This window comes from Acetobacterium sp., assembly GCF_039830195.1.
Lineage (GTDB): Bacteria > Bacillota > Clostridia > Eubacteriales > Eubacteriaceae > Acetobacterium.
Genome location: NZ_JBDODG010000034.1, coordinates 1 through 23,308 on the forward strand (window position 1 = coordinate 1; position 23,308 = coordinate 23,308).

The window sequence follows — 23,308 nt, forward strand, 5'->3', positions numbered from 1 at the left end:
ACCTACCCGTGCTCGGGACTTTCACCCGTTAGATTGCGCCCATGCCGGGCGCACAAATAAAGAGACACCCTTCATCTTAATGAATGGGTGCCTTTTTTATGCTGCAGCACAGCCGTAACTTATTGATTCATCTTACGGGCCAGTTCATAAATCTGCCGCTCATCCTCATCAGTGAGGATTTTTTCCATGCTATAGGCAATCACCAGCACCCCCAGGATGTCCATGACCAGCCGGATCAGAGTAAACTGCCAGCCCATCGCCGCCACTTCAAACAGCAGCAGCGGGATTTTCATCGATGCCCAGGCCCCGACAATAATAAAAACGTTGGCCAGCCGGCTGCCCTTATTGAGAAAAACCCCGGCCACCGGAAAGGCCGCATAAAGCGGACCGGCCGCCGCCGCACCAAGAAAGAAGCCCAGTAACACGCCGACAATTCCCGAATCTTTGCCCATATATTTGACCATCGTTTCTTTTTTTACCCACACATCCAACAGTCCGATCAAGACAAAAATTGGCGGCAGCACACCCAACATTTCTAATACACTGCTAATGGCTAAACTGTAGACCTGAACCCCCATGGCCGGTTTGACCGCCAGAATAATCAGGGTGACCGCGATCATGATCGCAAAAAAACGATACCGTTTCACTAATTCCAACTGTTTCTTTTTCATGACATCACCCCACCGATGACCAGCGCCACCAGAATCGAAAAGACCAGTCCCATGCCATTTCGTAAAAATGTCGCCTTTTTGCCGAAATACAGAAACTCCACCGGTATGGTTACGATCCCCACCATCATCAAGCTGGAAATAAAAGCCCCAATCTGCATGTAGCCGGCACCATTTTCCAGCAGCGCCGCCGCCAGCGGAAAGGCCAGAAAGCCCGGAATCAGGGTAATCGAGCCGATCACCGTGGCAATGACCACACCGACCCAGCCAGAGTCCTCCCCAATCAGCTGGGAAATCTGCTGCGGTGACAGCACACTGAGGATTACCCCAATCAGCAGAATGATCCCCAAAAACTGGGGCAAAATATTTTCAAAAGCTTTCCAGGCTTTTTTTAACGCCATTATTGTTTTTTCCCGGCTTTTTAGCAAGGAAAAAATCAGTCCAATGGCCGCTAATCCGTAAAAAACAATTGTCATCGTCATCTCTTTTTCCTCATTTCTTTTTATTCTTAGTTCATTTCTTTTTTTCAGCAAATCCGGTAATTTATTATAACAAAAATAAAGCCCCGGTGCAAAACACCGGAGCTCAAGTTTGATTATTAAGATGCGTTTAGACGCCGTAGTAGGCCTGATCCATCACGCCTTGCATTTTTTCCCGGGTGACGGCCACCGGGTTGGTGGTGGTACAGATATCGGCCATGGCCTTATCCAGCATTTCTTCCCGGGCCCCCAGATAATCAGCTTCCGATACACCGGAAGCCTGTAGCGAAACCGGAATATTAAGTGACGCACTCAGGGCGACCACACTGCTATACAAGGTTTCGGTGGCGTTGCCGGAGACATTCAAGATCCCAGAACCGCTTAACAGCCGGGCATACTGATGCTGAACCTTTTCGTCCTGACCGTTAAAACGGATCACATAGGGCAGGACAATGGCATTGGCCAATCCGTGGGGCAGGTGGAACATCGCGCCAAAGGCATGGGCAATACTGTGGGTGATGCCCAGACCGGCGCTGTTAAAGGCGATCCCGGCCATACAGGAAGCAATCTGCATGCTGCCCTTGGCTTCCAGATCTGAGCCGTTTATATAACTGGGGTAGAGACTGCGGAAGACCAGTTCCACGGCCTTGTTGGCATAACACCGGGCAAAGGGATTGTTGTTGGTGGAAATAAAAGCTTCGATGGCATGGGTCATAACATCCATGCCGGTGGCGGCGGTGGCGCCAGCCGGGACGCTTTCAATCAACTGGGGATCAAGGATCGCTTCATCCGGCATCATCAGGATATCGGTTAAAGGAATCTTGGTATTTTTCTGTTTATCGGTAATTACTGCGTATTCGGTAACCTCAGAGCCGGTTCCGGCAGTGGTCGGTATGGCGATAAACATTGGTTTATGAACATAGCGGTCTTCAAAAAAGATCCGTTTGAAATTGACACAATAGAAAATTATCGCCTTGGCCGCATCAATAACCGAACCACCGCCGATGGCAATCAGGGCATCCGGCTTATTCATAATAATATGCATCAGTCCTTTTTCGACAATTTCAGTGGAAGGATCGGACTCAATATCGGCAAAAACGTGATAGGTGATGCCTTTGGCATCCAGTTCGTCGGTTAATTTTTTTAATAAGCCAAACTTGACCATCCCCTGGTCAGTGGCAATACAGACATTTTTGAAATTATGTTTCTCAATTTGTTTCAGGGAACCTTCCCCATAATAAATTGCTGGCTTCACTTGAAAAAATCGCATGGGTTTTTCCTCACATTCTAAATTTAACTTGCTTAATGTTTCTTTCCGCCAAGGTAATATCCAAATTTGGATAATCCTTGAACTTTTTTCATTATAGCAAGAATCCTTGTTAAAATATAGATTATCCCTAATTTTTATTCCATGATGACCATTAAGTATCATGATTCTGCCGCAACGCAAAAAGTCTATTGAATACCAAACTCTGTCTGGCATTCAATAGACTTTTTTGTCGTGCACCCCACTTCGACTACCAACTTCCAAGCGTTACACAGGTAGTTAGCTCAAATCAGATGATCCTCCGGCACATAGAAGGTCTTACTTACCGCTGCTTCATTCCTGACCTGACGGGGTTCATAAGTTTCTATTGCGAAGGGTCCAACTCTCAACGCCACTTTCCTCTGGCTGACCTCAAACCCTGGCGCCTCGATGGGGAATTCAACCCTGCTACAGCGGATTGCAGGTTACAAAGCACCGCTAACTCTCCGTCTAGCACGACTTAGTTATTATAGCCTATTAATTTATAATTGACAAGAAAAAATAAATCCTTTAAGAAAGATGAAATTGTCTTTAATTGGGTAAGTATTAAAGAGCCATGTCAATTCCTGGCTATTATCTTTGAATGGAGGGTTCTGTATGTATAACATCCTTTTAGGCGGAGCCGCCGGAGACGGCATTGAAACAATGTCCGCACTACTTGAAAAAATGCTGAAACAATCGGGTTGCCATCTTTTTACAATCCGTGATTTTATGTCCCGGGTCCGCGGCGGCCATAATTTTACCCAGATCCGGTTCGGTAACCAACCGCTGCACGCCCACCGGGATACCCTCGATGGTCTCTTTGCCATCGATGAAACAACCTATCGGGAACACCAGCCCCAGCTTTCTTATGATGGTTTTATTTTATGTGACGAGTCGTTGCCGATCGACGATTTCCGGGCCATCAAACTGCCCCTGAAAGCGATCGCCACCAAGCTTGGCAACCCCAAAGTGATCAGCAGTGTGGCGTCCGGAGCGTTGCTTAAGCTCTTTAATATCCCCCTGGCTCACGCCGCTGCTATTATCCAGGCCGAGCTCCGGGCTGACCTGGCCGAGATCAATATAGCGGCCTTTAACAGGGGCTACGATTTGGTGGACTCAAATTATGAATTTCCACTGAGCCAAACTTCCGAACACCTGCTCCTCTCCGGAAATACCGCCATTGGCTTAGGGGCTGTCGCCGCCGGCCTGAAATTTTATTCAGCCTATCCGATGTCCCCCTCAACCAGCCTGCTGGACTTCTTTAACGCCCACAGCACCACCATGGCCATTGCCGTGGAACAGGCTGAAGACGAGATTGCTGCCATCAACATGGCCATTGGGGCCTCCTATGCCGGGGCCACCGCCATGACCGGCACCTCCGGCGGCGGTTTTTCACTGATGGTGGAAGCCCTGGGCTTTACCGGCATTGCCGAAATCCCGCTGGTGGCAGTGGATGTCCAGCGCCCGGGACCGGCCACCGGCTTTCCCACCCGAACCGAACAAAGTGATCTGAAATTTGTGATCTCCGCCTCCCAGGGCGAATTCCCGCGGATGGTCATTGCCCTCCGGGATCATGCCGATTGCTTCTACCAGACGGCCCGCAGTCTGGCCCTGGCCCAAAAATATCAGCTCCCGGTGATCCTCTTAAGCGATCAATATCTGGCCGATGCGACCACCACCATCCCGCTGCTTGATGCCAGTGAAATTGTCCGCTTCAGCGCACCGGAAGCGGCGGCTCTAACCCCAGATCAGCCTTACCGTCGCTACGCCCTCACCGAAAACGGCATCTCACCGCTGCGCATCCCCGGCAAATCGGAAGCCCTGGTACGGGTCGACAGTGATGAACATGATGAATGGGGCCAGATTACCGAATCTGCCGCTGTCCGCAACCAGATGGTCGAAAAACGGATGAACAAGCTGGAAGGCTTGAAAGCGGAACTGATTGAACCGGAGTTCTGGGGAGCCGAGCAATGTCAGTCCTTACTGGTTGGTTTCGGTTCCACCAGCGGCGCCATCAAAGAAGCCGTTGACATCCTCAACCAGGAAGATAAAAATTACGGCGCCCTGCTGTTCGGGGATATCTACCCCCTGCCCACCCAACAACTCCGGCATTTTGCCGCCCAGGTGGTAGACATTATCAACGTCGAACAAAATGCCACCGGTCAGCTGGCGGCACTGCTCCGGGAGGAAGCCCTGATCTGCTGCGAACACAGCATTCTCAAGTACGACGGCCGGCAATTATCGGTGGATGATATCCTAACCGGCATAAAAAATCTCAAGGGAGGTTTCTAATATGAACAACTCACCATTCACCACCTCTGAAACGGCCTGGTGCCCTGGCTGTGGTAATTACGCCATTCTCGAAACCCTCACCGGCGTTTTGAACCAAATGGAAACACCGCCTCATCAGGTTGTCCTGGTCGGCGGCATTGGCCAGGCCGCCAAAACCAACCAGTATCTCACCGCCAACGGCTTCAGCGGTCTCCATGGCCGCTCCCTGCCGGCGGCGGTTGCCATTAAAATTGCCAACGATGACCTGACGGTGATTGTCAATACCGGCGACGGCGATTCCTACGGGGAAGGGGGCAATCACTTTCTCCACAATATCCGCCGTAATGTCGATATCACCCATTTTGTCCATGACAACCAGATTTATGGCCTGACCAAGGGCCAGCCCTCACCCACCTCCGATCCCTGCGATCTCCGCCACAAAACCAACGCCTGCAATATAGGGGCCCCTTTTAATCCGCTGCTGATTGCCATTGCCGCCGGCGCCACCTTTGTGGCCCGCTCCTTTTCCGGCGACAAAGCCCATCTGGCCCAAATTATGGCCGCGGCCATCCGCCATCCCGGCTACGCCCTGGTGGATATCCTCCAGCCCTGCGTCAGCTTTAATAAGACCAATACCTTTGCCTATTACAAACAGCGGGTTAAACCCCTGGATGATCGCTATGACCCCACCAATAAACTGGCCGCCATCGAAACAGCGATGCAGTTCGGCGACATCATCCCGATTGGCATCCTCTATCAGGCACCGGCTCCAACCTACGCCGCCAAGCGCCCCGAACTGTTCGATACCGTCCCCCTGGTTGATAAACAGGTTCCCCTGAGTGCTGTCCAGGCCTTGATTAACAGCTATATCTAATAAGAATTAATATGAAAAGAGGTAATCTTATGGATCCCAGGTTATTTTACCAGTGCAACGATTGTAACTCCGTGCTGCTGGAACTGAACGGTACCCTGACCGAGTACTGCCATCATTCCCAGGCCCTGTTACAGCCGAATACGGCGGATGCCGCCAAAGAAAAACACGTCCCGGTGCTTGTTTTTAGCGACCACCAGCTCCAGGTTAAAGTCGGCAGCGTGCCCCACCCGATGACTGCCGATCACTCGATTCTGTGGATTTTTGTCCAGACCCGCAGCGGCGGCCAATATGTTCAGTTGACCCCGGAAAATGCTCCGGAAACGTTCTTTTCTGTGGAACCGCTGGATGTTGTCCGGGTTTATGCCTATTGCGATGTCCATGGCCTCTGGATGGTCAACAATGCCGAGCTGGATTACGAAGAAATGGTCTGCTCACCAGAGTTCCCCCAGGGCTGTATTGAATAAGTGGACCGCTTGCTCCGGCGTTACGGCTGATCTTGCGTCCCCGGGTTCTGGGTTACAACCGACCAGATCCCGGGGCCTTATGCGGTAATCAGCAAAAATCTTTATAAAAACTTAAAATTCAGCCTTTTAATTTCTTTGTTTTCAGTTGTGATATAATGAATAAAACATTTAAGCAAAAGGATGATTCATGAACGATAATAAACTTGACCTTGTGCTTACCTGTCCCGAATAATCTAATCAATGCTACTGTAACAAAATGGAGGTTACCTGATGCAAAGAGTACTTAAGACCATTCAAAATGTTCCCTACCGCAGTTCCCAGTTAGTGATGAAGCAAGTCGTCCAGGTGCTGCCACTGCCGATTCCCCCGGTTCTTCAGGGCCCTGGCATGGTCCGCCGTTTTCCCGAAATCATTGCGATTTCCGGGGTAACCAAGGTTCTGGTTGTCACCGACAAACCCCTCTATTCCATGGGTTTACTCGATTCTTTTTTATGCGCTCTGGAAACCAACGGCATCGATGCCATCGTTTTTGACAAGGTTCAGCCCAACCCCACCTTCGAAAATGTGGAAGACGGTCTGGCCCTGTATTACCGCAGCAACTGCCAGGGCGTGGTGGCCTTCGGTGGCGGCTCTCCAATCGACTGCGCTAAAATCATTGCCGCCAAGGTCACCAACCGCAAAAGCATCGAAAAGATGCGCGGACTGTTTAAACTGACCCGCCGGCTGCCGCCTTTTTTTGCCATCCCCACCACCGCCGGAACCGGTTCTGAAGCAACCATCTGCGCTGTGATCACCGACCTTAAAAACCATGAAAAATTTGCCATTAACGATCCCAAGCTGGTGCCTCTGGCCACGGTTTTCGATCCCGAGCTGATGGTCGGACTGCCGCCTTCGCTGACAGCCACTACCGGGATGGATGCCCTGACCCATGCGGTGGAAGCCTATATCGGAAAATATGATACTGCTTTTGTCAAAGAAAAAGCCCTCAATGCCAGCGAAATTATTATCAATAATCTGGAAAACAGCTATCACAACGGCCAGGACCTGGGGCTCCGGTTGAAAATGGCCCAGGCCGCCTTTGATGCCGGACTGGCCTTCACCCGGGCCTATGTTGGCTATGTCCATGCCATCGCCCACGCCATGGGTGGTTTTTACGGGGTTCCCCACGGTTTGGCCAATGCCATTATCCTGCCTTATGTGCTCGAATTTTCTAAAAAAGCCGCCCAGAAAAAAATGGCTGAGCTGGCCTTTTATGCCGGTCTGGGCGAAGCCATGAACGACGATGAAACTCTGGCTGAGCTGCTGATTGAAAAAATAAAAACGATGAATGCCAACATGGGTATTCCCACCACCATTTATGCCCTGAAGGAAAAGGATATTCCCGAACTGGCCAAACGGATTCTTAAAGAAGGCAACCCCACCTACCCGGTGCCCCGGATTATGCATTATCAGGAATGCTACGAGATCCTGACCCAGCTATGTCCGGAAACAGCGCCCGAAGCTTAATGAAGGTGCAGGTCTATCCCCCAACCTTTGCTAGCCTCACCAATCTGGACGAGGATGGCATGATGGTACTGACTCCGGGGGCCCGGCTGTTCACCGTTTATCGACGGCTGAAAATCCCTCTGGTGTTACAGCCGCTGGTGATCTGCCATGTCAACTACCAGCGGGTGAAATTGAATACCCAGTTAAAAGATGGAGATGTGATCAGTTTTATGCTCCCCCTTGCTGGAGGATGAGAGGTAATTTTTTGAAAGGCTATTGCGGCAAAATACTGATGGTGGATCTTTCCGATTCCACCTTTAACGAAATCAAAATCCCCGATGTGATTTACGAACATTTTCTTTCCGGGGTGGGTCTGGGCGCCTATATCCTCTATAAATATATTCCCCAGGGCGCCGATCCCCTGGGGCCGGATAATATCCTCGGCTTTGTCAGCGGACTCCTCACCGGCACCGGCAGTTTTATGACCGGACGCTGGCTGGCCGTCTGCAAGTCGCCCCTGACCGGCGGCTTCGGCGATGCCAATTGCGGCGGCACCTTTTCTCCAGCGCTCAAGCAAAGCGGCTATGACGGTATCTTTTTAAAGGGCCAGGCGCCCACCCCCAAAATGCTCTTTATCGATAATAACGGTCCCCAGCTGATGGATGCCACTGATCTCTGGGGTCTGGACACAGTGGTCACCGAAGCCGCCATCAATCAGAAAATCACCACGAACAAAAAACTGGCCATTGCCACCATCGGCCCGGCCGGTGAGCACCAGTCGCTGATCGCCGGAATTTCCAACGATGGCGGCCGGATGGCGGCCCGCTCCGGGGTCGGCACTGTAATGGGCTCAAAAAAACTCAAAGCCGTGGTTTTGGCCGGTTCGCAAATGATCCGTTCTCAGGATCCCCAGGCCATCAAAGCCATCAGCCGGGACTACGCCCAAAAAGTCAAGGCTGCCAATCTGCCCCCGCTGGCCACCGGGGCGATGCTGCCGATGATGGGAAAATCGATGGTGGCGACTGATAAGGCCATCCCCATTGACGGGATGTTATCCACGGCCATCATCAAAAAATGGGGCACCGGCTTTACCAACACCATGGGCATGACCATGGGTGATACCCCGGTCAAAAACTGGAAGGGTTCGGTGGCCGATTTTCCCTATCGCCAGTACCGCCATATGAATCCCGACCAGATCCAGAAACACGAAACCAAAAAGTATCACTGTTATTCCTGCGTCATTGGCTGTGGCGGGGTCTGCGATATCAGCGCCATCTCAAAAGGCCGTTTTCCGCACACTCACAAGCCGGAGTACGAAACCGTCGCCGCCTTTGGGTCACTGCTGTTAAATAAAGATCGCGATGCCATTTTTATGATCAACGAACTGCTCAACCGCGGCGGAATGGACAGTATTTCGGCCGGAAATACCATTGCCTTTGCCATGGAGTGTTATGAAAAAGGCTGGCTCAGCCCGGAAGTCACCGGTGGACTGGAGCTCACCTGGGGCAATGCCGAGGCAATCATCACTCTGGTCGAACAAATGATTGCCGGAGTCGGCTTTGGTGCTGTTTTGCAGCACGGCGTTAAAAAAGCCAGTGCCATTCTCGGGATTGAATCCGCGCCCCTGGCCATCCACGCCGGCGGACAGGAACCGGGCATGCATGACCCCCGGCTGGATCCGATCCTCGGTATCCACTATTCCTGCGACCCCACCCCCGGCCGCCACACCATCGGCGCCGGCAACTATTACACCTATATGCGGATCTGGGAAGATGTGACCTGGGCGCCCAAGGTCAAACTGGGGGAAGATAAAAACGACGACTACGAGGCCACCAATCAGGTCGGCCTGAAATCCATGATCAATGCCTGCATCAAACAGATTCTCGATGGCTCCGGCGGCTGTTTTTTTGCGCTGGTCAGCGGACTCAATCACTTTAAGCTTTTTGATTATCTCAATGCTGCCACCGGCTGGCAGAAAACCGCCAACGAATACATGACCATCGGTCTGCGGATGCAAACCCTGCGCCAGGCCTTTAATGTCCGGGAAGGAATCAACCCCCGGGACTTTAAAATGAATGAACGGCTCAGTGGCAACCCGCCCCTGACCGCAGGTCCCCTGAAAGGAAAAAGTTTTGATCTGGATGCGATGATGAGTATTCACTACCAGTTTATGGGTTGGGACAAAAAAACCGGCATCCCCACCAAAACCGCCCTGGCGGACCTGGGCTTCTGCGATCTGGAAATGGAGGGCGTAACCCATGGCTGATCAGAAAAAACCTGTCATCGATTATGAGCTCTGCATGGCTTGCGGTATCTGCTCCGGCGATTGTCCCCTGAGCTGCATCGTTTTGCGCAAAACCGATATCGACCGCTACCAGAAAGCCTACCCGGTGCTGGATGAGTACTACCGCTGCACCGGTTGCACCCGCTGCGCCAAAGCCTGCCCGATGGAGGCGATCCGGATGATATGACAAAAAGCAGCTGAATGATTTTTAGATCATCCAGCTGCTTTTTTCATTGTTCACTTTCACTTAATCAGTGCATACATACAATAATCGGTGATCTTTCCATTTTTATAAATCGCTTTCTTGCAGATTCCTTCCAGTTGGAATCCGGCTTTTTCCAATGCTGCTCGAGAGCCGATATTATCGACAAAGGGGCGGGCATAAATTCGGAAAATATCAAAATTGGCAAAGCCGTTTTCACAGGTTTGAATAATCGCTTTGGTCATAATCCCTTTGCCCCAGAATGGTTCACCCAGCCAGTATCCCAACTCGGCCGTCTTACAACTGACATCGTCTTGAAGCAACAATCCTACCGAACCGATGGGCTCATTATCAATGACAATGGCTTTAATTGACTGTTTGGTCTGGTCCCGGTGCATACACTTGTCAATGAACATATGCGCATCGTCCAAGGTGTAGGGTGATGGGAACGTATTTCGCAAAAAACAGGCTACCTTGGGGTTATTGGCATAACGCACAAGATTTTCCGCATCATCCAGTTTCCAATCTCTTAATTCAAATTTCATCTTTCTTCCTCCTGTATAGAATAAGTCATGATCTGTCAAACCGAACACCTGACATCTGCCGATGATTGGCCTGACTGCAACATGCGGGCTGACAATTTTGATCTGAGAACCGACACAACATCTAATCATTCACCTGAATCAAATCGTTTAAATCCATCACAAACTAACTGGCTTTTTAAGTATTCTACCCCTTTTTCACCCAAATATTGAATCAATGTTTATTAACCTAAAAAAAGACACCCATACCGGTAAATTTGACTTCGCAGGCAAATTTACCGGTATGGGCGTCTAATCGTTCAGTAACATCATTGAAATGTTTCAATGAGCGAAATAGCATATCTTGATTCCACATTTTTGTCAAGATACTCGTTTAATATGATGCTCTGAAATTTTACAGGCTGGGCAGGGTTCCCGAAATCACTGCTGGTGCCAGGGCATTAATGACTGCTTGCATGATCCCGTTTGATGTATAGGTCGCGCCGGAAATCGTGTCAACCACCGGGCTCTGGGCGGCGACAATGGCTGCCGGTACCGCATCGATGGCCTTGCCATAATACTTTACATTATTTTCGTTGTGAGAGACCACCGAAACAGCGGTAACCACGTTTTCAGTCACGGTGACACTAACCGTCAGCTCCGGTCCGTAACCTTCGGCCACCCCGGTATAGGTCCCATCCTTCAGATCGACGCTGCCCAAAAATAGATTGGCTTTGGTTACCACCGTATCAGTCACGGTTGAATCCGACATTGTTGTTGGTGCGCTTTCTGCCGTGGCAGTACTTGAGCTTTCAGCAGTTACTGGTTCGGTTTGTTCTGCTACTGCTGTTGCTGGCACCGTTTGGGTTCCATACAATTTCTCTACCGAAGCCTCCACTTCCTTTAACGAACTGTTAAAAAAAACATCCGGCCCCATGATTCCGCCAACTTCCCAGAGGTGAATACCCAGAAAGACGATCAGCACCACGGTTAACCAGCGATGTGGTTTGATCCAGGTGCATTTTCCGGGCAACAATTTTCTGAGCAGATAAGTAAGTCCCAACAAAATCCCCGTTACCATACACAGGGTTCCATAATTAAATGACAGAATGGCACCTGAGGAAAAGATACCATGGATGCAGGCGGTGATCACAAAAGCGATTCCCATTGTTTTATGTGAATTTCTCAAATTTCGGTTTATCTTGGCGATGAATTTATTTTTTCTGGTTCCCTTATTGACGATTCGCAATAAGTAGATGATTGTTAGTAAAACGGCAAAAATGACACTTAACCAGGCAGTCATTACGTTAATGATAACGGTCATCTCAATCCCTCCTTTTTTTCTTATCATAGCAGACGATTATGACATCTTGGTGTCATTTTTTTATCAGTTTATCATCCTTTTGTGATGATCGTGTGACGAGACCACCCGCTTAATTATTATTTAAGCTGATTCCTAAAAAGAAGTCTTTGCGTTTTACATTTCTCTCTCTAAAATAAAAAAAATAAGATCTATTGAAAAATAGATCCTATCAATTAATAAAACATCGGCAATACGCCAAAAAACAACATCCCTAAAGCGGCTGAAATCAGAATTAATTTAATCGGATGTAGTTTGAACCGGAAATAGACAAAGCTGCCAATGATGAAAATAATAATTTCCAGATATTGGAGACTGGCAAAAAAATCACCCACCGAGTGGATTTTGACCCCCTCGCCAATAAACCCGGTGGACATCAACAGCAGCACCGCCGAGGCAATCAGACCAATCACCACTGGTCGCATGCCATAAAGGGCTCCCTGTACCCATTTATTCTGCTGAAAATTAGTAAACGCTTTGGCAATGAAAAGGATGATAATAAATGAGGGCAGCACCACCGCTGTGGTTGCGACCAGCGCTCCCGCAAACCCGCCCATTTCCATCCCCACGAAAGTGGCAATATTCACCGCAAATGGCCCGGGGGTTGACTCAGCCACCGCAATAAAATCGGTCAGTTCCAGCAGGGTCAACCAGCCATGGGCCACCACTTCCTGCTGAATCAGCGGAATCATGGCGTAGCCACCACCGATGGTAAATAAGCCAATTTTAAAAAAGGTGATAAATAGCTCCAGATACATTATTTATCCTCCCCGATTTTTTTTTTGCTCGAAATTTTTCGGTTCTGCCAAAGCTGATAAAAAAGACCGGTTACAGCACCACCCAGTAGCAGATAAATGACATTGATCTCGGTGAATGAAGCCAGCCCAAAGGCCAGCAATAAAATCAGTACCGTTAACGGCGTGTATTCTCCCTTTTTGCCCATTTTAACCACGGCTCCCAGGATTAAAACAATCACGCCGGCCCGAATTCCCCGAAAGCCATAGCTCACCCACTCCAGGCTTTGAAACTCCTGGAAAAACAGGGCAATCAAACTGATAATCGTAAGTGAGGGGATCACCACCCCCAGGGTGGCCAACAGCGACCCCCAGAAGCCGGCCACCTTATAGCCCACAAAGGTCGCCGTATTGATGGCAATGACCCCGGGGGTTGCTTCGGCAATGGCAAAGATATCGAGGATATCCTTACCGTCAATCCAGTGATGTCGTTCCACAGTTTCATATTCAATCAGCGGAATCATGGCATAGCCGCCGCCAAAGGTGAACAGGCCAATTTTAAAAAAGGTGATAAATACGGTTAACAGTTTTTCCTTTTGACTCGTCGTCGATTCCACTTGATTCCCTCCTATAAGCTGATCCATTCCAATTTTTCCTGAAAACCGACCGTATCGGTGACACTCCATATAACATAGTCTTCCAGATCGGGATAATTTTTAATCACCACCGGCACACTTTTTTCGTCTAAGATGATGGCCGTCCCAGGATTGATTGACTCTCCATGGTGACAGTCAACATGAAATGAATGCAGTGGTAGTCTGAATCCCTTCCCGGTGTACTTCATATAAGCTTCTTTAAGGGTCCAGAGATCATAAAAACCCCGGATCTGTTGCTCGGCCGGCAGCGCCCAGAGCCAATCGGCCTCTGAGGAAGCAAAAAATCGCCGGGCCAGTTTTAGATTCGGTCGCTCCATTTTTTGGATGTCCACCCCCACCGCCTGTACCCCCAGACCACAGACTACATAGTGGCCCGAATGAGACAGATTAAAATGAATGTCCGGATAATCTGACAACATCGGTTTGCCATCTTCTCCTGGTGCTATCCTCAGCGATCCACTGATGCCATGGACGCGTTCCACCGCTTGTTGAAGGAGTATTTCAGCGCCAACTGATAAAGCTTTCGCTTCCGGTGTTTTAAGCCGCTCGGCCTTTTCCCGCCGGGCTCGGGAGACCACTTGCATTGCCGCGGCCAAGCGGTGGGGTTCATTCAATACACGAACATCCGCGATAAAAATTCGGGTTTTTGTGGCTTCCATTTTTTTCTCCATTTATTGACTGTTCCGGGATTTGCCATTCCAGCTTGCAACCGGCTTCTGTCGTCCATTTGATTACATTATACTATAAAAAAGATAAGAGCAGGCAAACAAGTCGTTATTGTCTGCCTACTCTTTAGTCCCGATTGTTACCCATTAATTCCTGAATTTCCTGGCGATTCTTTTCATAGATATCTTCTCTGATGGCTGAGCATCCGCCAATGGTTTTTTTTCCCTGCAATAACTTTTCGGCAAAGGCCATACAGTTATTTTCGCCGCAGTTTTTACAATTAGTATGGGGCAGGTATTCATAAATATCAAAGACGCTGATTTCCTGATCCGACATGATTTTCTCCTGTTTTTTCACGATTTGATGATTGTTGTCATCAACATAAGCAGATATGACAAAACCTGCTTTTTAAGAGATCTTAAAGAGCAGGTTAAATATTCTTTTGGCAGAGGTAGCAGGATTCGAACCTGCGAGTGATGGAGTCAGAGTCCATTGCCTTACCGCTTGGCGATACCCCTTTATTCATTTTCTGTCCCGAAGGTACGCTAAATATTTTATCTAAATTTGTATTAATTGTCAAGGAAAATGAATAATTGATTTACATTTTTTATTTATTTTGTCTTTTCGCTGATACTGAACACTCTTTTAGCATTCGCAGTCGTAATCTCGGCTACCTCTTCCACCGCGATTCCGCGGATCCGGGCAATTTCGGCGGCCACGAAACGCACATAGGCCGGCTCGTTCCGTTTGCCGCGATGAGGAGTAGGCGTCAGATAAGGACTATCGGTTTCAATCAGCAACCGGTCCAACGGCATCATCGCGACGACTTCCGGCAGTTTCCGGGCATTGCTGAAGGTCAGCGGCCCGGAAATCGACAGATGAAAACCCATCTCCAGAAAAACCTTCGCCATTTCCACCGAGCCACTGTAACTGTGCATGATGCCCCCGTACTCCGGCACAAAGTATTCCTTTAAGATCCTAACCATATCTTCCATCGATTCCCGGTTATGGATCACAATCGGGAGCGCCACCGCTTTGGCGATGATCAGCTGGCGGATAAAGACCTCCTGCTGCACATCCCGGGGGGAATAGTCATAGTGGTAATCGAGACCGATTTCGCCGATGGCCACCACCTTTTCTTTGCTGGCCCATTCCGTTAACATGGCGTCATGTTTGTGGGCATCGTAATCCTTGGCATCATGGGGATGAATCCCCACGGTGGCATAAACCATCGGGTATTTTTCACTCATTGCCACGGCCCGGAAGCTGGAGGCCTCATCGGCGCCGGGATTGATAATCAGCTCCACCCCGGCGGCCCGAGCGTTTTCCAGCACCGCTTCGCGGTCCTCATTAAATTTTTGATCGTCGATATGGGCATGGCTGTCAATTAACATCTATGCATCTCCTTTGCTTTTTCAATTAAAATATCTTTTTCGTTTTGAAATGTTTCCTCGATGACGCCTTCCAACAGCAACTTAAGAATCCGGCCGATTTCGGCTCCGTTGGTGATCCCCAGGCCAATCAGATCATGGCCGTTGACAGCCAGATCTTTCAGCGAAAAACAGGCCTTTTCGGCAATCACCTGATCCAGCAGCGTTTCCAGTCTTTGCAGCGACGCCAACCGGTCACGATACTCCGGCGCCTGGGCCAGGTTATCACTCCGCTTTATTGCGATCAGATCGCGAAACAGTGGCTCTGTCAGGCGATTCAGCCAGCGCTTGACGCAGGTTTTATCGGCCGCAATCAGGGTATCGTGGTATTTCACCAGCAGACAGACCTGATCAATGGTATTTTTACTGATCCGCAGGGCGGTTAAGCGCTCCCGGGCCATCGCTTCCGAACACTTGCTGTGACCTTTAAAATGGCCCACACCGGCAGCATCCCGGGTAAAGGTCTGGGGTTTCCCCAGGTCGTGAAAAAGCATTGCCCACCGCAACCGCCGCACCGGCACCAGGGTTTCCAGCGCCACCGCCGTATGGGTCAAGACATCATAGCAATGGTGGGGATTCATCTGATCAAAGTTTTTGGCCGGTAACAGCTCGGGGATCACCACCCCCAGCACGGCGGTTTCGGCCAGGATGATCGTTTTGGCATTTTTTCCACAAATCAGTTTATCCAGTTCGGCGGCAATTCGCTCCGCTGAAATATGACGGAGTTGTCCACAATTCTGCCGGATTGCGGCGCCGGTTTCCCCATCCAGATCAAAGCCCAGAACTGCGGCAAAACGCAGACCACGGAGGATTCGCAGGGCGTCCTCGGCCATTCTTTTGAAAGGATCGCCGACACAGCGAATGATTTTATTTTTAATATCCTGACTGCCCCCAAACAGATCAATCAAACCTTTGTGGGGATGATAGGCCATCGCATTGATGGTAAAATCCCGCCGAGCCAGGTCATCGGCCAGATTTCGGGTGAAGGCAACCGTATCCGGACGACGATTGTCCGAATAATCGCCTTCGATCCGGTGGGTGGTTATTTCAATCGCCATCCCTTCAATCATGACCGTCACAGTACCGTGGCGGATGCCGGTTTCAACAACCCGATGGCCGGCAAAACAGGCGATAATTTCATCCGGGGTGGCGTCGGTGGTCATATCAAAGTCTGTCGGCGGGGTGGCCAGCAGAAAATCCCGGACACAGCCGCCCACCAGATATCCACAGAATCCACAGCTTTCCAGTTGTTTAAAGGCCTTTTCTACCGGAACCGGGAGATTAAGCTTCATTACTTCCCAAGCCGATGTCGTCGGCCACGGCCCGCATGCCCAAAATCGTTTCCTGCATCAGCTCATCCAGGGAATAACCGGCCATATCGGCACCTTTGGTGACCACCTCACGATTAACCCCGGCGGCAAAACTGGCGGTTTTAAATTTCTTTTTCACCGATTTCAGTTCCAGGTCGTTGACGCTTTTGGAAGGCCGCATATAGGCGCAGGCGGTAATCAATCCGGCCAGTTCGTCAGTGGCATAGAGAATTTTTTCCATCTGGTGGGTGGGCTCGACATCGGCACAGAGACCAAAACCATGACTGACGACGCTATTGATAAAGGCTTTCTCGTAATCGTTAGCTTCCAGGATTTCGACCACCTTGACGCAGTGTTGGTCCGGATATTTTTCATAATCCAGGTCGTGCAGCAGCCCGACAATGCCCCAGTAGTCCGGGTCTTCTCCTTCCAGCCTGGCAAAATGCGCCATCACGCCCGAAACCGCCAGGCCATGATTGACCAGGGATTCGCTTTCATTATATTCCTTCAACAATGCCAATGCTTTTTCTCGATCCAATTGTGTACTCATTATATCTCCTCGTTCTTCTTCTAAATTAATAGCAGCTTGCAACTTTATTATCAAAAAACTAAAATTGCTTTGCTGTCGGTTTCGCGAATTATCTTCTTTATATTATGTGTATTCTAACACAGTTTGCCGTTCACTGACAAAGCCTGTTTCAATTTCTTCGGCTTTTCACCGCTCACAAAAAGCCCTGCCGCAGATTTTTGGATCCATGGCAAGGCTGGTGTTTAATTTTTCGTTTATTGTTAATTCCGATTATGCGAATTCAGTTTATGCAAAGTTTTAACGCTGGCCCCAGGTTTGATGAAATAGCACATCGATCCGAGCGGTCAGCGTTTCCGGTCCAATCCCGTAGCACCATTCATCGACCTGATTCACCGGCATGATTTCCATCAGCGAATTGGTGATAAAAACCTCGTCAGCTGCCAGCAATTGATCGCTGCTGTAGTGACCCTCTTCGATTGGGATGTGATTGGCTTTTAGCAGCTGGATCACCCGGTTTCGGACAACGCCAGCCAGCAGCCCGCAATCCTTTGCCGGGGTGCCGACCCTGCCGTTTTTGATCAGAAAGATATTGGTCATACAGCCCTCAGCCAGATGGCTCTGGGTGTTATAAAAAATCGCTTCGCTAAAACCCCGGGCTTTGGCCTCATTTAAAATCAGCAGATTTTCCAGATAGTTGTTGGACTTAATCGTCACCAGCCGGGATTTTTCATTGCGGACCCCATCATTGGTGCAGATTTTCAGGCCCCGCTCAAACATCTGGCGGTCATAATGATTTTCCCGGGCCGTGATCAGCAGGTTATCCGCTTTTAGCCCCTTGCTGAGGGTGACCCGCAGGCCGCCCCGAATCATCTCATTTTTGGCGATAATCTTTAAACACTCGGTCCGGATCTGATCGGGATGGCTGGTCAGCTTAAGACCCATCACCAGGGCACTCTGCTTCAATCGCTCCATATGATCCGCAAAGAAAACCGGTTTCCCCTGGGCCACGTTGATGGTTTCAAACACCCCATAGCCATAAAGAAAGCCCTGATCCAGAGGTATTTGGGGCTTTCTTGAAATTTCCCCGTTATAACTGACGTAGTCCATTTTAATATCGTTTCAACGCATCCATCAGGGCGCGACCCTTATCGAAGGTTTCTTGATACTCAGACTCGTTGTCAGAATCCCAAACGATCCCGCCGCCGACCTGAAAATAACCTTTGCCATCCTTGCAGACAATCGTGCGGATGACGATATTGAGATCCAGATCGCCGTTGAAACTAATGTAGCCGATCGAACCGGTATAAATGTTTCGCTGAGTCGGCTCCAGTTCGTCTATAATCTCCATCGCCCGAATCTTTGGTGCCCCGGTAATTGAACCGCCCGGGAAGGTGGCTTTAACACAGTCAATGGCATCGAGATCGTCTTTCAGCTCGGCGGTAACCGTTGAGACCAGGTGAAACACGGTCTGATAGGTTTCCAGCTTAAACAATTCCGGAACCTTAACGGTGCCGGTTTTGGCAATTTTCCCAAGATCATTCCGCTCCAGATCGACAATCATCAAAAGCTCCGCCTTATCCTTTTCGCTGTTGACGAGCGTCTCCCGATTGGCGGCATCTTCGGCCGGGGTTTTGCCCCGGGGCATGGTGCCTTTAATCGGTCGGGTTTCAATCTGTCGGCCCTGCACCAGAATAAAACGCTCCGGTGAACTGGAGACAATCTGGCCAACCCCAAAATCGATATAGCTGGCAAAGGGAGCTGGATTAATTTTTCGTAGTTCGCTATATAATTCCAACGGGCTAAGTTGTAAATCAGCGTTAAACCGCTGGGTCAGGTTGGTCTGATAAATATCCCCGGCCAAAATATATTCGTGAACCGCATCCAGGGCTTTCAGATATTCGGGTTTGGTAAAGTTGCCCCGGAATTCCAGATTTTCATTGATTTTAAAATCCGAGCGGATGGCGACCTTGGGATCACCGGTAAATTTTACGGCTAAGCGGCTGACAATATCGGCTTCGCTTTCCTCGATCCCCAGGGCGGCTACATAGGTTTTATTTTCTTTGTGATCGATGATCACAATGCCATCGTAAAAACCCATAAAACAGTCGGGAATATTGACATCATCCACGGCGCTGCGGGGAAACTCTTCCAGATGGTGACAAAGGTCATAGCCAAAATAACCCACTGCCCCGCCGATAAACGGAAACGGCGAGGGATAGTCCATCTTATACTGTTTTAATAACTTTTGCAGTTCAGCAAAAGGATCACCAGTAACCGTTTTCGTTGCGGTTTTCGTGGTAATGGTGATGGCATCCGCTTTGCTGGTAAAGACCAGAAATGGATTCCCACCGATAAATGAATAGCGTCCCAGGCTGTCCGGGTCTCTTCCGCTGTCCAGGAAGAAACTGTAGGGCTCATCTTTAAATAAAAGATAGCTTTCAAAACTTGTTAAGTCGGTTTTTATTTCTTGTATCAGCATCTTACACCATTTTCTTTTGTCGCTTGAAAAAAGTTGTCCAATAATTCCATACCCATTTCGGTGAGAATCGCTTCGGGATGAAACTGCACCCCTTCGATATGGTAATCTTTGTGTCGCATCCCCATGATCTCATTTTGATCGGTTCGCGCGGTAATCTCAAAAAAGTCGGGAATTTCCTGGTTTTCGACCACCAGTGAATGGTACCGCGTCACCTTCAGGGGATTATTGAGACCATCAAAGACCCCGGCATTGTCATGAGCGATGGCATGGACCTTGCCATGAACCGGCTCCAGGGCTTTGGTAATCTTGCAGCCAAAAGCCTGGCCGATGATCTGATGGCCCAGACAGATACCCAGGATCGGGATTTCACCCTTAAAACGGTGGACAACATCCAGACAGATGCCGGATTCGTTGGGGGTACATGGCCCCGGTGATAAAACAATCATCGACGGCGCCATCGCAGCAATCTCGTCAAGGGTGATTTTATCATTTCTTTTTACCATCACCGTTTCATTGAGTCCTTCCAGATACTGGACTAAATTATAGGTGAAAGAATCATAGTTGTCGATCATTAGAATCAATTTTTATACCTCATAGTATTAATCATTTTGAGCTGTATTGTATCATACTCCAAGGGTCCAGTACAATGAATTATAGCTGGAATATTTGGCTTGAATTTTCGGTCGATCCGGTTTATTTCGGGGTTCTGTCCCTCCATAATTTACCCCCAATCCCCAGGCTTGTTTTCCTGCTTTGTTTTTTTCTTGATAAAGCTTCTCCCGTTATTAAAAATCCCCTTAAAAAAAGACCACCTGGTATGCGGTGGTCTCTTTTTTAAGGGGAGGGGTAATTATATTTTAGTTTGTCCAGACGTCACAAAAATCCAGAAAAAACGTAAAATCTAGGGTTTGAATATCATATAAAGAATGCTTGATACTTTAAATTTCTGATGGCCGTTGACCGGCTTCTCTGCCATGGTGATCAGCTCTTTTTCCGTTTCTGATCCCTCATCAGTTGCTTTTTTGGTGCATTCCGGCACCTTGATAAAACGATTGATTAAAAACGCTACGATGATCCCAAACGCTGTTTCCAGCAGTCTTAACATTGCCAGCATGTAGCTGCCAGCGTCCTGGGGATAGGTGGTCATGACACTGAGAAACATCACACAGGTAATGACAATGGCCCCAGCCTTATTAAAATTATTACATAAGTAAATTAGCGTCATAATACCCAGAGGAATAATGGCGACATAGGCAAATTCATAGGGGATTAAGTTAGCGGCAAAAATGCCCAGCAGTCCCGCTGCTCCACCAAAGATGGTTCCCAATATCCGATTCCAGCCGGTTTCGATGGAATTTTCAATGCTCGGCCCCATGGTAAGCACCGCTGCAATTGCAGCAAACAGTGGATTAAACTCCGGTCCCATCATTGCAAATACCATCACACAGATGAATACTGCCAGTACCGTTTTTATGTTTCTCATACCAAGAGATGGCAGATGACATAATTTCATGATCTTTTTGCTCCAATTTTTTATTTAACTTTTACCCTCATCATTTTGTTCCCACCAAAAATCGTGATTCAAAATGTTTCTTTATCTAGAGTATACTCCCATATAAAATTAAGTCAATAGCGTAATCATTTTCAGACTGATGTAACTGTTTTCACAGCGCATCTCTTAAGCAAACTCACAGATTTTTTAAGTTTTTCGCCTCCCGGATCTCCCCCATGGCAACTCGTTTTTCGCGAACTGACTTAAGCCGGTCGATCAATTCTTCCTTTTCATCCAAACGGATCATTTCCTTCATCGCTTCCAGACTGGCCTCAAATTTTTCGATCTGATCAAGTAGATTTTTACGGTTACACATAAACAACTCGGTCCACATCGGGGCGTTGATCATGGCGATCCGGGTCAAATCACCAAAACTGCCGCCCTCAAAATCAGTGATCGAGAGATCATCCTCGCAATCCACCAGGGCTGCCGCAATCACATGGCAGAGCTGGGAGGTGAAGGCTATTTTCTGGTCGTGAATTTCGGTGGTGGTTTCGACAATATGGTTAAATCCCAGATCGGTCACGATGTCCCGGATTAACTGAATATTTTCTGGTTGATTGGAAGGTAAGGGGGTCAGAATATAATTCCGATTCTTAAAGATCCGGTCATCAGCCCCGCCGAACCCCTCTTTTTCACTGCCTGCCATGGGATGACCGGGAATATAATCAATATCTTTGCGCAGCAGATTACCGAGATTTTTAAAGACCACTTCTTTGACCCCGATAATATCCGTGACAACGGCTCCCGGTTTGAAGTCTTCCATATAAAGGGCTAAAAAAGCCAGGGTGTCCATCGGGGTCAGGCAAATAAACACCAGATCGCATTGGGGCAGCATTTTTTGAAGCCCCGCCGAATCCCAGACCCCTTCATCAATCACACCCTGAACCCGGGCGGTTTCGATCACCGCCGGGTTTAAATCATAGCCCCAGATTTCTCTGGGCCCCTGTTTCCTGAGTCCCATGGCCAGCGCCCCGCCCATCAGACCCAGGCCGATAAAGCCAACGATGGAGTCTTCACGTTTTTTCATTACATCACCTTGTTCTCAAATTCGGCGTATTTTTTGACCGTAATCATGATTTTATGGAATTGTTCCGGCGTAATTGACTGTTCGCCATCGCACAGCGCTTCTTCGGGATTATTATGGACCTCGATCATCACCCCATCGGCACCGGCGGCAATGGCCGCTTTAGTCAAAGCTTCAACCGTCCAGGACAGTCCGGTGGCATGGCTGGGATCAATAATAATCGGCAAGTGACTTTTTTGTTTGAGCACCGGGATACAGCTGATATCCAGAGTATTGCGGGTGGCGGTTTCAAAGGTCCGGATTCCCCGTTCACACAAAATGACCTTATCATTCCCTTCTTTCATGATGTATTCAGCCGACATCAGAAATTCCTGCATCGTCGATGACATCCCCCGTTTTAACAGAATCGGCTTGTCAATTTTCCCCAATTCCCGAAGCAAATCAAAATTCTGCATATTTCTGGCCCCTACCTGGATAATATCCACGTCTTCAAAGGCCGCCAGATGTTCCAATGACATCAGCTCGCTGACGATTGGCAGTCCGGTTTCTTTTCTGGCGATCTTTAACAATTCCAGTCCTTCATATCCCAGGCCCTGGAAAGCATAGGGTGAGGTTCGCGGCTTGAAGGCCCCGCCCCGCAGAAAGGTAGCGCCGGATGCTTTGACGCTTTTGGCAATCGAGACAATCTGTTCTTCGCTTTCCACCGAACAGGGTCCGGCCATAACACTGATAGTACCCTCGCCGACTTTGCGGCCTTTGACAGTAATAATGGTGTCATCGGGATGAAAAAGACGATTGGCTTTTTTATAGGGTTCCTGTACTCTGAGCACATTTTCCACAATACGATTCGAACGGATTTTTTCCACATCAGCCAAGGTTGTATCCCCTACTATTCCTAGAATGGTGTGATCCACACCTTTTGAATAATGAATGCTTAATCCCTGTGTTTCAATCATCTTGATTAACCTCTGAATATCTTCTTCTTTGGTGTTGGGTTTAACTACTATTATCATTTCTTCCTCCATTATT

25 protein-coding genes, 1 tRNA gene and 1 other RNA gene are annotated in these 23,308 nt (G+C 48.9%); 7 read left to right on the plus strand and 20 right to left on the minus strand.

The window, feature by feature from the left end; all coding sequences use genetic code 11:
* Positions 1 to 119: 119 nt before the first annotated feature.
* From ABGU93_RS10310 to ffs, 4 genes are all read right to left on the minus strand, one after another.
* Positions 120 to 671: a permease gene (locus tag ABGU93_RS10310; protein WP_347413375.1), complete on the minus strand. Its 552-nt coding sequence runs from the start codon at positions 669 to 671 to the stop codon at positions 120 to 122.
* Positions 668 to 1,144 (minus strand): permease, encoded by a 477-nt coding sequence (locus ABGU93_RS10315; protein ID WP_347413488.1) that lies wholly within the window; start codon positions 1,142 to 1,144, stop codon positions 668 to 670. Before ABGU93_RS10315 ends, ABGU93_RS10310 begins: the two co-directional genes overlap by 4 nt.
* Positions 1,145 to 1,277: 133 nt before the next feature.
* Positions 1,278 to 2,417 carry a 1-propanol dehydrogenase PduQ gene (locus ABGU93_RS10320; protein ID WP_347413376.1) on the minus strand — a complete coding sequence of 380 codons (1,140 nt, stop codon included), beginning with the start codon at positions 2,415 to 2,417 and terminating at the stop codon, positions 1,278 to 1,280.
* Positions 2,418 to 2,646: 229 nt separating this feature from the next.
* An RNA gene (ffs, locus tag ABGU93_RS10325) (signal recognition particle sRNA large type) lies at positions 2,647 to 2,912 on the minus strand.
* Positions 2,913 to 3,050: 138 nt separating this feature from the next.
* Between ffs and ABGU93_RS10330 the strand changes: the two genes are divergently transcribed.
* From ABGU93_RS10330 to ABGU93_RS10360, 7 genes are all read left to right on the plus strand, one after another.
* On the plus strand, positions 3,051 to 4,727 hold the full coding sequence (locus ABGU93_RS10330) for a 2-oxoacid:acceptor oxidoreductase subunit alpha (protein ID WP_347413377.1): 1,677 nt from the start codon (positions 3,051 to 3,053) through the stop codon (positions 4,725 to 4,727).
* Position 4,728: 1 nt separating this feature from the next.
* Positions 4,729 to 5,580, plus strand: a complete 852-nt coding sequence (locus ABGU93_RS10335; protein WP_347413378.1) for a 2-oxoacid:ferredoxin oxidoreductase subunit beta — start codon at positions 4,729 to 4,731, stop codon at positions 5,578 to 5,580.
* Between the two features lie 29 nt (positions 5,581 to 5,609).
* Positions 5,610 to 6,044, plus strand: a complete 435-nt coding sequence (locus tag ABGU93_RS10340) for a desulfoferrodoxin family protein (RefSeq protein WP_347413379.1) — start codon at positions 5,610 to 5,612, stop codon at positions 6,042 to 6,044.
* Between the two features lie 270 nt (positions 6,045 to 6,314).
* Positions 6,315 to 7,550, plus strand: a complete 1,236-nt coding sequence (locus ABGU93_RS10345; RefSeq protein ID WP_347413380.1) for an iron-containing alcohol dehydrogenase — start codon at positions 6,315 to 6,317, stop codon at positions 7,548 to 7,550.
* Positions 7,550 to 7,783 (plus strand): MoaD/ThiS family protein, encoded by a 234-nt coding sequence (locus tag ABGU93_RS10350; RefSeq protein ID WP_347413381.1) that lies wholly within the window; start codon positions 7,550 to 7,552, stop codon positions 7,781 to 7,783. Before ABGU93_RS10345 ends, ABGU93_RS10350 begins: the two co-directional genes overlap by 1 nt.
* On the plus strand, positions 7,780 to 9,795 hold the full coding sequence (locus ABGU93_RS10355) for an aldehyde ferredoxin oxidoreductase C-terminal domain-containing protein (RefSeq protein ID WP_347413382.1): 2,016 nt from the start codon (positions 7,780 to 7,782) through the stop codon (positions 9,793 to 9,795). Before ABGU93_RS10350 ends, ABGU93_RS10355 begins: the two co-directional genes overlap by 4 nt.
* Positions 9,788 to 10,000: a 4Fe-4S binding protein gene (locus tag ABGU93_RS10360; protein ID WP_347413383.1), complete on the plus strand. Its 213-nt coding sequence runs from the start codon at positions 9,788 to 9,790 to the stop codon at positions 9,998 to 10,000. Before ABGU93_RS10355 ends, ABGU93_RS10360 begins: the two co-directional genes overlap by 8 nt.
* Before the next feature lie 56 nt (positions 10,001 to 10,056).
* Here ABGU93_RS10360 and ABGU93_RS10365 read toward each other — a convergent pair whose 3' ends face one another.
* The 16 genes from ABGU93_RS10365 to aroF form a co-directional block, all read right to left on the minus strand.
* Positions 10,057 to 10,560: a GNAT family protein gene (locus ABGU93_RS10365; protein WP_347413384.1), complete on the minus strand. Its 504-nt coding sequence runs from the start codon at positions 10,558 to 10,560 to the stop codon at positions 10,057 to 10,059.
* 391 nt (positions 10,561 to 10,951) lie between these two features.
* Positions 10,952 to 11,860 carry an FMN-binding protein gene (locus ABGU93_RS10370; RefSeq protein WP_347413385.1) on the minus strand — a complete coding sequence of 303 codons (909 nt, stop codon included), beginning with the start codon at positions 11,858 to 11,860 and terminating at the stop codon, positions 10,952 to 10,954.
* Between the two features lie 212 nt (positions 11,861 to 12,072).
* Entirely contained in the window at positions 12,073 to 12,654 is a 582-nt protein-coding gene (locus ABGU93_RS10375) for a chromate transporter (RefSeq protein ID WP_347413386.1), read from the minus strand.
* Positions 12,654 to 13,247, minus strand: a complete 594-nt coding sequence (locus ABGU93_RS10380) for a chromate transporter (RefSeq protein ID WP_347413387.1) — start codon at positions 13,245 to 13,247, stop codon at positions 12,654 to 12,656. Before ABGU93_RS10380 ends, ABGU93_RS10375 begins: the two co-directional genes overlap by 1 nt.
* Before the next feature lie 11 nt (positions 13,248 to 13,258).
* A complete protein-coding gene (locus ABGU93_RS10385; RefSeq protein ID WP_347413388.1) occupies positions 13,259 to 13,945 on the minus strand; it encodes a 4'-phosphopantetheinyl transferase superfamily protein in 687 nt (228 codons plus the stop codon).
* Positions 13,946 to 14,078: 133 nt separating this feature from the next.
* Positions 14,079 to 14,288, minus strand: coding sequence for a (Fe-S)-binding protein (locus tag ABGU93_RS10390; RefSeq protein WP_347413389.1), 210 nt, complete (start codon positions 14,286 to 14,288; stop codon positions 14,079 to 14,081).
* 107 nt (positions 14,289 to 14,395) lie between these two features.
* Positions 14,396 to 14,470: transfer RNA gene (locus ABGU93_RS10395), tRNA-Gln, on the minus strand.
* Positions 14,471 to 14,563: 93 nt separating this feature from the next.
* Positions 14,564 to 15,346, minus strand: a complete 783-nt coding sequence (locus ABGU93_RS10400) for a TatD family hydrolase (protein WP_347413390.1) — start codon at positions 15,344 to 15,346, stop codon at positions 14,564 to 14,566.
* Positions 15,340 to 16,674: an HD domain-containing protein gene (locus tag ABGU93_RS10405; protein WP_347413391.1), complete on the minus strand. Its 1,335-nt coding sequence runs from the start codon at positions 16,672 to 16,674 to the stop codon at positions 15,340 to 15,342. The genes ABGU93_RS10400 and ABGU93_RS10405 overlap by 7 nt, the downstream gene beginning before the upstream one ends.
* Positions 16,664 to 17,242, minus strand: a complete 579-nt coding sequence (locus ABGU93_RS10410) for an HDIG domain-containing metalloprotein (protein WP_347413392.1) — start codon at positions 17,240 to 17,242, stop codon at positions 16,664 to 16,666. Before ABGU93_RS10410 ends, ABGU93_RS10405 begins: the two co-directional genes overlap by 11 nt.
* A 276-nt stretch (positions 17,243 to 17,518) precedes the next feature.
* The gene (locus tag ABGU93_RS10415) at positions 17,519 to 18,328 is read right to left on the minus strand and encodes an aminotransferase class IV (protein WP_347413393.1); all 810 of its coding nucleotides are present in this window, start codon (positions 18,326 to 18,328) and stop codon (positions 17,519 to 17,521) included.
* 1 nt (position 18,329) lies between these two features.
* Positions 18,330 to 19,700 (minus strand): aminodeoxychorismate synthase component I, encoded by a 1,371-nt coding sequence (pabB, locus tag ABGU93_RS10420; protein WP_347413394.1) that lies wholly within the window; start codon positions 19,698 to 19,700, stop codon positions 18,330 to 18,332.
* Positions 19,694 to 20,281: an aminodeoxychorismate/anthranilate synthase component II gene (locus ABGU93_RS10425; RefSeq protein WP_347413395.1), complete on the minus strand. Its 588-nt coding sequence runs from the start codon at positions 20,279 to 20,281 to the stop codon at positions 19,694 to 19,696. The genes pabB and ABGU93_RS10425 overlap by 7 nt, the downstream gene beginning before the upstream one ends.
* A gap of 320 nt (positions 20,282 to 20,601) precedes the next feature.
* Positions 20,602 to 21,183 carry an FUSC family protein gene (locus ABGU93_RS10430; RefSeq protein ID WP_347413396.1) on the minus strand — a complete coding sequence of 194 codons (582 nt, stop codon included), beginning with the start codon at positions 21,181 to 21,183 and terminating at the stop codon, positions 20,602 to 20,604.
* 205 nt (positions 21,184 to 21,388) lie between these two features.
* Complete coding sequence (locus tag ABGU93_RS10435) at positions 21,389 to 22,282, minus strand: prephenate dehydrogenase (protein ID WP_347413397.1); 894 nt, start codon at positions 22,280 to 22,282, stop codon at positions 21,389 to 21,391.
* Positions 22,282 to 23,292, minus strand: a complete 1,011-nt coding sequence (aroF, locus tag ABGU93_RS10440) for a 3-deoxy-7-phosphoheptulonate synthase (RefSeq protein WP_347413398.1) — start codon at positions 23,290 to 23,292, stop codon at positions 22,282 to 22,284. Before aroF ends, ABGU93_RS10435 begins: the two co-directional genes overlap by 1 nt.
* Positions 23,293 to 23,308: the final 16 nt, after the last annotated feature.